A 13,788-nucleotide genomic window follows, 5' to 3' on the forward strand; every position below is an offset into this window, starting at 1 on the left:
AGTAGAATATTCATACAAAATATGAGGAATTCGAATATAATTAAGTGGAATTATAGAACATAATAGAATATGTAAGCGTTTTATATACGGCCGTATATAATGATACAAAATGTATCAATCACTAGGTGAAGGAGGTGGCTACTACAATGACTTTGGTTTAACCGGATGCACAGAAACAGTTTTACACAAAACGCAATAAATAACATATGGGAGGATTTGAAACAAAAAATGAAGAAAACAACTTCTTATCTCGCCTCTTTATTAATGCTATCTTTATTGCCCTTTAATGTGGCAAATGTGTCGGCTGCAGACTTGGAAATCTACAAAAACCCGAACATGCCCGTTGAACAACGGGTGCAGGATTTGCTTGGCAAAATGACTTTGGATGAAAAAATAGGTCAGATGGTTCAGGCGGAGCGGGCTTCACTGGGAACAGTAAGCGACATCAAAACTTACTTTATAGGCTCGATTTTGAGCGGGGGCGGATCGGTGCCAGCCGGAAATACGGCAGCAGCCTGGAAGACCATGGTTGACAATTATCAAAATCAGGCATTGAGTACCCGATTGGGCATTCCAATGATCTACGGCGTCGATGCTGTCCACGGGCATAACAACCTGAAGGACGCTACGATGTTCCCGCATAACGTAGGACTGGGTGCGGCCAATGATGCCGATCTGGTGAGAAGAATCGGCAGCGCAACAGCGGAAGAAGTGAGGGCGACTGGCGTCCACTGGACCTTCGCGCCCGTCATATCCGCTGTTCAAAATATACGTTGGGGCAGAACGTATGAAGGCTTCAGCGAAGACCCGCAAATCGTAGCGAAGCTCGGAGTAGCAGCCGTCCAAGGACTGCAGGGCAATCCTGAGGATCCCGGGTTTTTGAAAGGCAAGAAAATCGTCGCCGATATTAAGCATTACATTGGGGACGGTTTAACGGACAATGGGGTTAACACAGGAAACATAACAGTTCCTGTACCTGATGGCAAGACATTGAACCAAGCAAAGGATGAATATTTGGCGCCTTATCTCGCTTATTATAAAAAAGCGATTGACGCAGGCGCACGTACCGTAATGGTGACGTACAGCGGCATTAACGGGCTGAAAACGCATGCCGACACCCATCTGGTTACGGATGTGCTGAAAGGCCAGCTTGGATTTACCGGCTTCGTCGTATCGGATTATAATGCCATTCAACAGATAACGGTTGACGATCAAGGGAACAATATTAGTGGAGCAGCCAACTACAAAAAACAAATCAAAGCCAGCGTGAATGCCGGCGTCGACTTGTTCATGCTCTCCGACAAAGGGAACACGACCAGCAGCTCAGGCGCAGGCAACGGCTGGATTGGATTTATTAACAACCTGAAATCGTTGGTAGGAACCGGTGAAGTACCCATGGCCCGGATTGACGATGCGGTTACAAGAAATCTTAGAGTCAAGTTTGAAAACGGGTTGTTCGAGCAGCCGTTATCCGACAGCGTAACCAACCCGGATAGCGTGATCTATAACCAAGATCACGCAGCTCTCGCCCGGGAAGCGGCGAGAAAGTCACTCGTACTTTTGAAGAACAGCCCTAACGTGCTGCCTCTGAAAAAAGACGGCTCCCAGAAGATCGTCGTCATTGGCGATAAAGCCAACCATATCGGATATCAGCTTGGAGGCTGGACAATCTCTTGGCAGGGTGCAGGAAACACAGTCACGAAAGGCACGAACATTCTGGACGGCATCAAACAAGTAGCCGGTCCGGGCGTAACCGTAGATTGGGATCAAAACGGAGCTACAGCTACAGCAGGTCATGATATTGCTATTGCTGTCATCGGGGAAGATCCTTATGCGGAAGGCAATGGAGATCGCACAGGCACGAGCCTTACTTACGGAACGGGCGGTGGTGCTTCCAGCGATACCAGCATTGTTGCGAACCTGAAAGCGGCCAAAGCGGCTAATCCGAATTTGAAAGTGGTTATTATTCTGGTATCGGGCAGACCGCTTGTCATAACGAACGATCTGGCTAATTGGGATGCCGTTGTAGAAGCATGGCTTCCGGGATCGGAAGGAGCGGGCGTTGCCGATGTCGTATTCGGCGACAACGATTTCCAAGGCAAATTGCCATACACATGGCCTCGCACGTTTGATGAGATTAATGCGAAAGACAAGAGTAATCCGTTATTCCCGCTTGGATATGGTTTAACGTATGCCGAAACGAAATCGGGAACCGTCTTATCGGGTACAGATACAGCAATTCCGGGTCAAGAATTCGATTTGACCTACAGCGTGAGGAATGTCGCTCAACAAGTGTATGCACAGGATGTAACAGTAACGTATGATCCGCAGCAGTTTGAGTATGTTTCCGCAAGTCCGACGAAAGACGGATTAAAAATCGTAGATAAAAAGGCAACAAGCGGTCAAGTCCGGTTTATTTTGGCCAATGTGGGAACGAATCATGACGCAAGTGGAGATTGGTTAAAGCTGAAATTCCGGGCCAAACCGGTTCAATCCGCTACTAGCGCAATAAACATAACGAACGTGGTGATTGCCGACGCAAAAGGAGTGGAGACTCAGTTGAGTGGTACTTCGCACAGCATCCAATTTATTATAGTTGACAAAACAGCTCTGAGTACATTGATCGCAAATGCACAAAGTAAGCATGATACGTCCGTAGAAGGAACACGTCCGGGTCAGTATCCGGCAGCAGCTAGAGCTGCCTTGCAGACTGCGATAGACACAGCGAATGTAGTGCTGAACAATGCAGCAGCAACGCAGGCAGACGTAACGCAAGCGGTAACGAATCTGAATGCGGCGATCCAAACGTTTACCTCCTCGGTCGTTAATCGTGTACCGAGCGATACGTCCGGAGACGGCGTGATCAGCATCGGCGATTTGGCTATCGTTGCGGCTGCATATGGTAAAACATCCGCAGATACGGATTGGGATCTATACAAGGTGGCGGATGTCAACAACGACGGCAAAGTAGACATCACTGACCTTGCTATCGTGGCAAATTCAATTTTGCAATAAAGAGAATAGAACGGAAGAAGAGAGAAGCCTGCTTGAGGGCAGGCTTCTCTCTATCCTTAGACGCTGCAATTATTTTGGAAGAGCTGATATAAAAATAGTATTTGTGAGATGAAAACGCTTTAGTGACTTTTCCTTGCATCCGTGATACAATATGTATCGTGGATATCCGTTCAACAATTGTCTCATGAGAATTCAAATTTCATGCGGACAAGCTGTTTGTCTTAAGACTGCAAATAACGGATATAACGAACCTTATTATACTTAAAAGGTATAGGTCGACATTCCGAGGCTATAAATGAAAGGCTGCCGTAGACAGAATGGATGGATTCAGATCCTACCTTAACGCGAGAGGAGAATTTTTTTAATGAGACGAACCTACCTATCTTTTTGCTTTGCATTGGTACTTTTTATTTCCTTTTTGACATCGCATGCTGTACTTGCTGCAACTGGGCCTACATTTACTTTGAGCATCAGTGATCATAATCAGAAGCCTGGCGATGAAATTTCTGTAACGGTAAAAGGAGATAATTTTAACGACGTTTACGCTTATGAGGTGAACTTGGAATTCGATAACAAACTTTTGAAATTGAAAGGAGCCAAAGCGGAGCAAGAGAGCGGTTTTTCCATCAGTCCTATCGTAAAAGGAAATAAAATTCAGTTTGCGCATACGAAGGTGGGTAAAGTAGCCGGAGATAGTGGGAAAATAAGCTTGTGCACGTTTACTTTTGAACCGATTGATTCGGGGGAAGCCCAGTTTGGTTTGAAGGACGTTAAGCTCGTCAATAGCCAACTGGCTTCATCTACACTAGCAAATTCAGCTATCGTCTCTGCCCATGTTGACAAGGTGCTAACCAATGAAATGAATTTTAAGGATATACTTAATCATTGGGCGAAGGAGGCAATATTGGCAGCGGTAAAGCAAGGCTTTGTTGAGGGGTATCCAGATCAAACGTTCCGTCCGAATAATAACGTATCACGTTCTGAGTTTGTGGCTATGTTGATACGCGCTCTGAAAATTCAACCGACTGGTGGCAGTAGTCTGCCGTTTACAGATGCAGACCAGATACCGGATTGGTCGAAACCCTTTGTTTCCGAAGCAGTAAAATTAGGTATTGTGAGCGGATATGAGGATAATTCGTTTCGATCCGCAGACCCGATCTCCCGCGCGGAGCTTGCTGTGATGATTGTCAAAGCGTTCGGCCTGCAAGTAGATTGGAGTGCCAAAGCTTCATTTGCTGATGCGAATGATATTCCCAGCTGGGCCGTTCCTCACGTTGCAGCTGCTGCCGATGCGGGCTTTATTCAAGGAAGAGGTAACAACCTATTTGCACCTAACGACAAGGCCACCCGAGCTGAGGTAGTCAATCTAATTCTCTCTATGCTCAAACATAAAGGTTTGTAAGGAGTTGAATGCGTATGAAAAAAATTGGTTTCGTAGCAATCATTGTTTTCTGTATGTTCCTGCAAATGATTTCTGTCCCGAAATCCGCGAATGCCGCTGCTGCTGCTTCCATTGATGTGAGTGTCGTCTTGCATATAGGAGATTTAATAAATTTGTCGGCCGGCTACCCCAGTGTGATCTGGACGGTTACGGAATTGAACGGTAATGCGACCGACAAAGCAGCGGTTACTTCCACAGGTGTTGTAACAGCCCTAAAGCCTGGTAAGATTAAAGTAATTGCTGCAGCTTCTGATGGCACCAATTATAGAGGTGAAATCCTGATTACGATTCTTGGGGAGGAAGAGAAACCATCCGCCGTATTAAACGGAACCGTAAGCGTCTCGGCCGGAGAATCCTTCGATCTGATTTATGGCTTGAGCCATGTTGCGGGAGGCATATATGCGCAGGATGTTACGCTGACTTATGATCCGGCAAAGCTGGAGTTTGATTCAGCAGTTTCTCTTAAGGACAATGCAGTTGTCGTTGTAGACATATCGAAGCAACCAGGTAAAGTTCGAATTCTATTAGCTACACTAGGAGAAGAGCATGCAAACGCAGCATACGGAGATTTAATTAAGCTGCATTGGAAGGTGAAACCTACAGTTCAACCTGGACCCGTTGAAATTCTGTTGCAACATGTTATTGTCTCTAATGGCAGTGGAGTCGAGACACAGCTGAACACGAAAAATCACAGCCAAGTTGTCGTAAAAGCTGCTTCAGTGAACAAACAATTACTTCTTGACCTGATTGCGCAAGCGCAAGAAAAGATCAACAATGGGGTGGAAGGCACTCTTCCCGGTCAGTATAAGAAAGGGGCGAAAGCTGTCTTGCAAGGCGCCATTGATGCTGCAAAAGCTGTAGCCGACAACGCTTCGAGCAGTCAACAAGGCGTGGACGATGCATTATCCGCATTGAGGGCGGCGCTTCAGGCATTTGCAGATTCCATCATTCCGAGCATGCCAGGCGACCAAAACGGAGATGGCAAAGTTAGTATTGGTGATATTGCTGTCATCGCTGCAGCCTATGGAAAATCCAACAAAGATCCAGATTGGGATCAATACAAGAATTGCGATATAAACGGTGATGGTATTATCGATGTTGCTGATTTGGCTGCAGTGGCTAGGATCTTGCTTGACGAGAAATAATCATGAAGCCTATTATTCGATTCTCGCCGAAGAATGGCCAGAGGTGCGCACGAATCTTCTACAACGCCTTCAAAGAGGTTTGAACAGTGCAACCGAGTAGTAATGTATATGACTTCTTTCAAGAGTTGAAGGACTACTTCCGCAAACATGATCCGCATCATAAGCGTAGAGTTGCCTGAACTTAACATACAGGTTGTGCAAAGTTAAAAAGTGCCCCTCTCATTATTTTTGAAGGGGCACTTTTTTTATTTTGGAGTACTTACATGAATATTTGGGGTTATAGGGGGTGAAGGGCTAAGTAATTAATTGGTGTAATAAACCATAAAGTTATTGTTACGTCTATTTGGTAAGAGCAAATTTAAACAAAAAGAGGCGGAATACTTTGTGAGAAAAACGGCTGTTTGTATTTTTTGTTTTTCTATTATCTTGTCTGGTTGTCATATCAAACCAAATGAGACTTCTTCTGTCGGTAAAGCTGATATACAAGCAGAAATAAAAATCTCTTCTACATTTCAGAATATAGCTAAGACGCCTGATGGAAAAATGGTGATAGAAGGGCAGCAAGAACCCACTACCTACAAAGATATTGACATTACGATAAATCAGCAAATGGATGTACCAGGTCATATTAGTTACCCAAACCATTCGTCTGTTATTTATCAAGAAGAAGTTAATATCACTGGAGAAAAAGCAACATTGCTTAAAATATCCCATGACAATTTTACGGCGGTAACGGAGAAGGAAAAAGGAGCAAGGACGGACATCATTTATTGGCTTTATGTAACGAGACCTATACCTAATGACTCAAATAATGTAAATACGTATATTCTTTCAGCTACAGTAATAGGTAATGATGCAGATGCAAAAAACGAAATTTTAGATGTAGCTAAAACATGGAATCCTAAAGGTGCTTTAGAATGAATCGCCTGAAAACAGAACAGTAAAAAACGGCTGCTATAGATAAAGCGACGACCTCAGGGGGATGAGCCCTCGAAATCTGCATTTAGCAGCCGTTCGTACCGTTATGATGCTGAGTTGGTCATATTACCTCGCGCTAGCCAGTCTAGAAGGCGGTTATTGGCAAAATGATCTCGCCACAACCTTATTCGCGAACGGAGGCGAGATACGCCTCGAGCTGGTTGAATGTACCGTTGAAGCCTTGGTTCATCGAGTCTTTCATGCCGCGGAATGCTGCGCGTTCTTCTTCCGTTGCGTTGATCGGACCGCCGCGCAGGGTGATCGTCGTTTTCCCATCCTGCTCAGTGAAGGTCACCACATTGCGAATTTCGAGTGGAAACGTCGGGCTGAAGGGAGCGCGTACGGTGCTGCCTTCTTCATCGGAGAAGGAATTAACGAACACGATCCGCTCCGGCGCCTCGATTTCATGATAGACGAACTTGCCCCACATTTCGAAGCCTTCCGGCGCCCGCATTTGATAGTGGAACGAACCTCCGGGTTGAAAATCTAATTTGGCATATCCCCACTCAAAGCCGACAGGTCCCCACCAATTTTTGAGATGTTCAACTTCCGACCATATCTGGAAAACGAGCTCGCGTGGCGCGTTTAACACACGGGTAAGTACCAGTTCATCATTTTCTGTTTGCTGATCTGCTTGTTGATTTTCCATTATATATCCTCCGATTCATTGGTTGAAATTGAGTTGTTCATTTGGCCCTGCAACTTTTGAAGATATACGTCTAGTTGATCGAATTTCTCTTCCCACATGCGCCGATAGGTTTCCAACCATGTGTCTATCTCCTTGAAGGGTTCAGGACGTAGTTTGTAAATCCGTTTGTTCGCCTGCGGCTGAACCTCGACGAGGCCAGTGTCACACAGAACTCGGAGATGTTTAGATGTCTGAGGCTGATTGAGATCGAGACGTCGGCGATCTCCCCGACCGGCAAGGGCCCGTTGCTTAGCAGTTGGACGATGTCCATGCGATTGGGCTCGGCAAGAGCGCTGAAAGTCGCCACGTTCATGCGGCATCGGCTCCTATTCGAGCCACAGATATGCGACTGATCACCGGTGCTCCAGATGCTCGGCCAGACGGCCTAAAGTAGATATGGCGCCTTCGATGGCACCGTACTTTTCTACGACGAGCTGCAACGCTTCGGACGACGGGAAGGTTGATTGCATCGTGATCTTCGTTTTGCCGTCTTCTTCCTCGAAGGTCACCGTAACGTCGAAGCCAGCGTCATCGTCTTCTCCGCCGGAGTGGACGTAGACGAGCCTTTCAGGGCTGACGACCTCGATATAAGTGATCATGTTGGGGTAATCGACACCGTTAGGTCCATGCATGATGTATACCCAGGAACCTCCGGGTCTCACCTCCATGGATTGAATCGTAATCGTGAAGCCGCGGGGGCCCCACCAATGTGGCAAATGCTTCGGATCTGTCCAAGCCTCGTAGACGAGGCTGCGCAGCGCGTTTATATAGCGGGTGACCGTCAATTCCCGGCCATTCACGACAGCGACGGCTTCGTTCGTTATGTCATCTTGTGACATGGTCATATTCCTCCTATCGGATTAGGTTGTTTGGTGATCTAGTGTAGCTTGTGTAATTCCTAGATACAATATACCTCATAAGGAATATTCCTGTAAAATAATATATATATATTTTTAATTATAGAATGTGTTATAGCTGCAGGGGAGGCTGCTCAATATGCAAATATCATAATGAAAAAAAGAGTCATTATCGCTCCTGACGATTGATTTACCTATATGAGAAATGTTAAACCTCCATCGGATAATCCGATGGAGGTTTCTATTTCATACCAAAGTTTTAAACACCAAAATAACTTTTTGCAGCTGCAACGTCAGCTTGATATTGTGCATATTGACTATCAAGCTCCCAATGGCCATGAGCATTCATCCCATCGTAGGCTAACAGTCTATCCAATTCTGCCTTATAAGTTAGATAGTTGTTATAATTCACTAAATTTAATCGAGGAAACCCATTCCCCAAACCGTTAAAGTAAACTGTTGCAGTTGCAAGATCGGCTTGATATTGCTAAGTGTAAGAAAGTTCGTGCACACGATTCTGAAGATACGGATAGTAAGAGAATGCTGGATGAGGTAAAATAGGGATGCAAGGATAATATGATGAGTAGAGGACGTGGATGGTAGATGGCAAAGTTGACACCGTATTTTTATTCCGAAGATGCTAAAACTCAGGCACAGTTTTATGTGCAAGCACTAGGTGGGGAAATCGGCGTTCAGATGACGTATGGACAAGCCCCCGGTACAGATGAAGCGATCAAAGACAAAGTTATGCATATGGCATTCACCGCGGGAGGCGTAAACTTTTTTATCGCTGACACCATGCACGAGCCAGCGGGAAAAAGCAGTGGTTTTGATCTGAGTCTCGAGTTCAAGACGGATGAGGAAGCCCAGCAGGCGTTTGCTAATCTGTCGGAAGGCGGTCAAGTGATTATGGCGCTTGAGAAGCAGTTTTGGGGCAGCCTATTTGGTCGTATAGAGGACAAGTTCGGCATCAAGTGGCAAGTCACTACAGAAGCAATCGTACAACAGGGATAAGTTTGTTTGGTGATTTGTAAGGATCTAGTGGCCCTACGAGCGGCATCTTCGCTTTATGAGATGTCATCGATAGGCTTTTGGCGTTAAAAGGAAATACGACTTCACAATGTTTTCGGGAGATGACTGAGGGGTTACCCCTTTCTAATTTATTGTTAAAATTAAAGGATGAATCGAGCATGTTTGAGATGATATTTTGTCGATGAACGTGGTCATGGCTAGCTTCGCTTTGAATAGAGAATCTACGGGTGTCGAGAAAGTCTCGGCTGTCTGAGATTTTCCTGTTTATGATGCGGCGAGATGGTTAGTTTCTTGCGTTTTATAAGTGCTTGGTTCATCATTTTTTACGAAAGTGATCAAACCGAATGCAGGGAAGCTTCGTTACCTTAAGTAAGAATAGCGTTTAATCCACTATTAAACGGTCTATACCTACCGAAGGAGGCTTAGTGTCCATGAAGAAAAAAATTAAAAAACTAGTTCTCTCCAGTATCGCACTCCTGAGTATGGTAACAAGTTTGACAGCTTTATCTGCTGCCGCGGCAGAGCCAGTGCATGTAAAGTCTGAGACAGAGCTTGTTGGTGATCTGGGTATGTTACAAGGGGAAGGTAATGGACTGACGAGTGAGTATTTGAACAAATCGACAACACGTTTTCAAGCGGCGATCATGTTTCTACGATTAAAGGGTTTGGAGAAGGAAGCTCTTGCTTACAAAGGACAAGATAATTTCAAAGATGCAGGACTTGTGTATAAAGAGGGGCAAGCTATTCTTGGCTATCTGAAAGATCATCCGGATTTGGGCTGGCAGGGACCTGGCGGGAATTTGTTTGAACCGGGGACTGAAATTACGGCGCAGGCTTATTACAAAGTGTTGCTGGAATCATTGGGCTATAAGCAGGATACTGATTTTGACTACAAGATGACGTTAGCTTTTGCCGAACAGAAAGGCTTATCCAAGATCGCAAAAGCTGCGCATCTGGTCAATGCGAACATAGCTACAGCTACAATTGAAGCGCTTCGTGCTCCACTGAAAGGCAGCGGCAAAACATTGGCTTCTGCACTTGCAGACAAAGGTATCCTTAAGGCCAGCCATGTGGAAGAGCTTGCCAATAATTCGTTGAATGTGAAGCAGAATGATGCAGTAGGCAGCTATATAACCGATTCCAAAGGGATGACGCTATATTATTTTACAAAAGATGCGGCTGATATGAATGCCTGTGTGGACGGTTGTCTTGCGAATTGGCCTATTTATTATGATGATAAGTTGATTGTTCCTGCAGGCTTGGATGCCAAAGATTTTTCTGTTTTTGATCGTAAGGATGGGAAAGAACAATTGACATACAAGGGTTGGCCTTTGTATTATTTTGTTAAAGATCAACAAGCAGGCGATATAAAAGGCGAAAATGTGCTCAATGTTTGGCATGTTGTCAATCCTTCCAGTGGTGTAGCTCTGGGAACTAAGGCTGATTTGGGCACTTATTTGACAGACGCAAAGGGCATGACGCTCTATTATTTTGATAAAGACACCAAAGGTGTTAGTAATTGCGCTGGGGATTGCTTGAACAAGTGGCCGCTTTTCTATGCAGATCCTATTTCTGCCCCAACGGGCGTAAATGCCAGTGACTTCGGTACGATAGTTCGCGCTGACGGATCGAAGCAAACGACATACAAGGGGTTTCCGCTCTATTATTGGGCAGCCGACAAACATAGAGGAGATACATTAGGCCAAAACGTAGGAAATGTCTGGTTTGTTGTTAATCCGGACAAATTTGTCGGTACAAAAGCTGAACATAGTGCGATAAAAACGAGCAAGTCTGATCAACTCGGCACTTATCTCGTGGATGGCAATGGCATGACTTTGTATGTGTTTACGAAAGATAAAATGGATACGAACGCTTGTACAGGTCAATGCTTAATCAACTGGCCGGTATTCTATGACGCCAATCTAACCGTATCCAACGATTTGAAAGCAAGCGATTTCGATGTATTAACCCGCAGCGACGGTACGAAGCAAAGCACGTACAAGGGGTGGCCATTGTATTATTGGATTAAAGATAAAAATCCTGGTGAGACAACTGGGCAAAATGTATCGAAAGTATGGTTTGTTATTGATCCAACTAAAACTGAGGCCAGATAACAGCGAGTTTTTCTCTAAAAAAGGCTGTTCACAACGCTCCATCCTGCTGTCGATACAGCAGGGGTGGAGTGTTTGTTGTTTGTAGCTAAACAAGGGTGGAGTGAGGTGAGCTGCTATTTCTACTCGGGGAGCGCCGATTTATATGCAAAATCGAACAGATGGGGAGCTCATGGAGCTAGTTATGGCCAAAGAGCATTCAGCTTTGGAAGAACTTTACGATCGTTATGTCAAACTGGTGTATTCATTTTCTCTGAAAACGATGAAGGACGAACATGCATCCAGAGAAATCGTACAGTTGGTTTTTACACGGCTGTGGACGACGGAGAAAGGCTACGATGCAAGCAAGGGGGGATACGTGAACTGGCTGCTCACGATAACCCGCAATATTACCATAGATTATGTTCGAAAGCACCGGAAGCAAAATGAGATTATTCGATTGGAGCCGCGAGAGTGGGAGCAAGCCTTTATATCTGGAGAACCTGATCCAGAGACTGCTTTATTCCGTAAACAAAGTGGAGAGCAAATTAAGCAAGCTTATGCACATTTGACTACCAATCAGATTGAATTGATCAATTTGATGTACTGGGAAGGGTATTCGTTAAGCGAAATTGCTTCTCAGAAGAATGAACCCGTAGGAACCGTGAAAAGCCGATTGCATCAGTGCCTCAAAATACTTCGCAAGCATCTGACACCAGTGAAGGAGGGATCCATATGAAAGGACAAGAACGAGTAGATTGCGGCTTTCTCATTGAGTATTTGACCGGTGAATGCACCGAATGGGAGCGTGCCGCCTTTGAACGCCATCTACATACTTGTGAATCTTGCAGAGAAGAACTCAAAGATTTACGACTTGTCTGGCAAGCACTCCCTTTTCAAATGGAAGAGGTGGAAGTTCCTGCGGATTTGAAGCAGCAAGTGATGCAGTCGATCCATCCAAAGCTCCCTCGAAAAAGACAAACATGGACGCGGAAATGGACCTATGGAATAAGCGCGGTTCTTTTGTTGGGATTGGCCGGATTCGCTTTGTGGAATTATCAGACGACCCATTCGCAGCAGAACGCACATAATTTGCTGAGCCAACCGGCAGAAGTGATTCGTACCTATAAGTTGATATCAGCGAACAGCTCCATGCCGTCTGCCACTGGCACAGCCTGGATTGTGCAGCACGGAGATAGCAACAACGTAGTTGTAAATTTGTCGGGTCTAAAAGAAACGGAGGGAGACTGGACGTACCAGGTTTGGTTAAATCACGACGGTAAAAAGTATAATTGCGGAACGCTGCGCGTTGATAAAGAAGGAGTCGGCGTTCTGACCTATAATGTGCCAGTGAAAAACTTGCAAATTGATTCCATTGGCGTAACATTGGAGCCGGATCCTAATGGCAGCAAGCCGCGTGGAGTTAAAGTGATGGGCACATGATTTGGAGAAAAGAGGGACTGCACTTAAGTCTACCGATCAAATATTGGCCTCTCCCTACGACAAATGCCGTATTAAAAAGGAAACTGCTAGCCACCATCAAGGTACACAGTTTCCTTTTTTGTTGCACGCTTTTTAGTTTAACTTAAGGAAGCAACTGGAAAACTGTTCAGACTATTTCTTGGCAGCCAGCCAAGTTGCCAAGGCTTCGATATCCTCCGTTTTTAAAGTATCTTTAAATGGTGGCATATCGCCTTTGCCTTTCATGATTTGGTTCACGATTTGGTCTTTCGTTTTACGCGAACCGACTTGAGTCAAGTTTGGACCAAAGTCACCCTGCAGGCCCGTTCCGTGACAAGCCAAGCAGTTGCTTTTGTAGAGCTTCTCGGCATGAACGTCAGCGTTTTCAGCGGGCAGCGACTTGGCTGTCGGAGCGGGATCAGGTGTAGGTGCTGGACTTGGGGCTGCTGACTCAGTCTCAGTCTTCGCCATAGTTGCAGATGGCGTTGTTTCTTTCGACGGTTGCGGTTTAGGCGTCGTGCTTGCTGCGGCTGCCGGTGACGGAGACGGAGATAGTGAAGGCGAAGGAGCTGTCGTCACGGTTGGTGATGCAGACATGGCAGGTTTAGGCGATGGGGTGACGGTCATAGTGGCAGGTGACGGCGGCGAAGCGATAGCATTTGCAGCAACGGCAGCTGTACTCGACTGGGGTGCTGCTGTTTGGCTGCCGCACCCCGAGGCGGTCAACAAGGCTGCACCGCATAGGCTGGTGAGAATCCATTTGTTCATATTATTTATCTCCTTTAACTCTTTCTTTTAGAGTTAACGAAATAAAATGGATTTTGGTTTTGTGGGTGATGATGGTATTAAAGCATATTTCTAAAACCAGAATAACGATGATCTTGAGCTACTTCAAGAGGCATATGAATTTTGTTGTGACAAGGACTATATGCATCTGTGTGAATGAGAGTTTGAAGTTAGACTACTAGATGGACACACCGATTTGATATAATAGAAAAAATATCAATGTAAAGCGGAGTGTGTAAAATGGGAGAACAGCGGCAGCGTTACAGTCAAGAATTTAAAGAACAAGCGGTAAAAT

Annotated in this window: 11 protein-coding genes and 1 pseudogene; 8 read left to right on the forward strand and 4 right to left on the reverse strand. The window is 45.4% G+C overall.

Features of this window, described 5'->3' with window-relative positions; genetic code table 11:
• Window positions 1–228 precede the first annotated feature (228 nt).
• From FU659_RS12125 to FU659_RS12145, 4 genes are all read left to right on the forward strand, one after another.
• A complete protein-coding gene (locus FU659_RS12125) occupies window positions 229–3,015 on the forward strand; it encodes a glycoside hydrolase family 3 N-terminal domain-containing protein (protein ID WP_187274108.1) in 2,787 nt (928 codons plus the stop codon).
• Window positions 3,016–3,379: 364 nt separating this feature from the next.
• Complete coding sequence (locus FU659_RS12130; protein ID WP_147947823.1) at window positions 3,380–4,417, forward strand: S-layer homology domain-containing protein; 1,038 nt, start codon at window positions 3,380–3,382, stop codon at window positions 4,415–4,417.
• A gap of 14 nt (window positions 4,418–4,431) precedes the next feature.
• Complete coding sequence (locus tag FU659_RS12135; RefSeq protein ID WP_187274109.1) at window positions 4,432–5,601, forward strand: cohesin domain-containing protein; 1,170 nt, start codon at window positions 4,432–4,434, stop codon at window positions 5,599–5,601.
• A 384-nt stretch (window positions 5,602–5,985) separates the two neighbouring features.
• The gene (locus FU659_RS12145; protein WP_147947825.1) at window positions 5,986–6,522 is read left to right on the forward strand and encodes a hypothetical protein; all 537 of its coding nucleotides are present in this window, start codon (window positions 5,986–5,988) and stop codon (window positions 6,520–6,522) included.
• A 181-nt stretch (window positions 6,523–6,703) separates the two neighbouring features.
• Here the strand turns inward: FU659_RS12145 and FU659_RS12150 are convergent, their stop codons facing one another.
• The 3 genes and pseudogenes from FU659_RS12150 to FU659_RS12160 form a co-directional block, all read right to left on the reverse strand.
• Window positions 6,704–7,228: an SRPBCC family protein gene (locus FU659_RS12150; RefSeq protein ID WP_147947826.1), complete on the reverse strand. Its 525-nt coding sequence runs from the start codon at window positions 7,226–7,228 to the stop codon at window positions 6,704–6,706.
• Window positions 7,228–7,580, reverse strand: a pseudogene (locus FU659_RS37100) (ArsR/SmtB family transcription factor). Before FU659_RS37100 ends, FU659_RS12150 begins: the two are co-directional and overlap by 1 nt.
• Window positions 7,581–7,620: 40 nt before the next feature.
• On the reverse strand, window positions 7,621–8,106 hold the full coding sequence (locus FU659_RS12160) for an SRPBCC family protein (RefSeq protein WP_147947827.1): 486 nt from the start codon (window positions 8,104–8,106) through the stop codon (window positions 7,621–7,623).
• Between the two features lie 621 nt (window positions 8,107–8,727).
• On the opposite strand from FU659_RS12160, the gene FU659_RS12165 reads away from it, so the two are divergent.
• The 4 genes from FU659_RS12165 (at window position 8,728) to FU659_RS12180 (ending at window position 12,689) form a co-directional block, all read left to right on the forward strand.
• Window positions 8,728–9,138, forward strand: a complete 411-nt coding sequence (locus FU659_RS12165; protein ID WP_147947828.1) for a VOC family protein — start codon at window positions 8,728–8,730, stop codon at window positions 9,136–9,138.
• 449 nt (window positions 9,139–9,587) lie between these two features.
• On the forward strand, window positions 9,588–11,270 hold the full coding sequence (locus FU659_RS12170; RefSeq protein WP_147947829.1) for a hypothetical protein: 1,683 nt from the start codon (window positions 9,588–9,590) through the stop codon (window positions 11,268–11,270).
• 142 nt (window positions 11,271–11,412) lie between these two features.
• Entirely contained in the window at window positions 11,413–11,985 is a 573-nt protein-coding gene (locus FU659_RS12175; protein WP_147947830.1) for an RNA polymerase sigma factor, read from the forward strand.
• Entirely contained in the window at window positions 11,982–12,689 is a 708-nt protein-coding gene (locus tag FU659_RS12180; RefSeq protein WP_147947836.1) for an anti-sigma factor domain-containing protein, read from the forward strand. The genes FU659_RS12175 and FU659_RS12180 overlap by 4 nt, the downstream gene beginning before the upstream one ends.
• A 171-nt stretch (window positions 12,690–12,860) precedes the next feature.
• On the opposite strand, the gene FU659_RS12185 is transcribed toward FU659_RS12180, so the two are convergent.
• Window positions 12,861–13,475 carry a c-type cytochrome gene (locus tag FU659_RS12185; RefSeq protein ID WP_147947831.1) on the reverse strand — a complete coding sequence of 205 codons (615 nt, stop codon included), beginning with the start codon at window positions 13,473–13,475 and terminating at the stop codon, window positions 12,861–12,863.
• Between the last annotated feature and the right edge of the window lie 313 nt (window positions 13,476–13,788).

It is taken from the genome of Paenibacillus sp. N3.4 (assembly GCF_008017805.1).
Taxonomy (GTDB): Bacteria; Bacillota; Bacilli; order Paenibacillales; family NBRC-103111; genus Paenibacillus_E.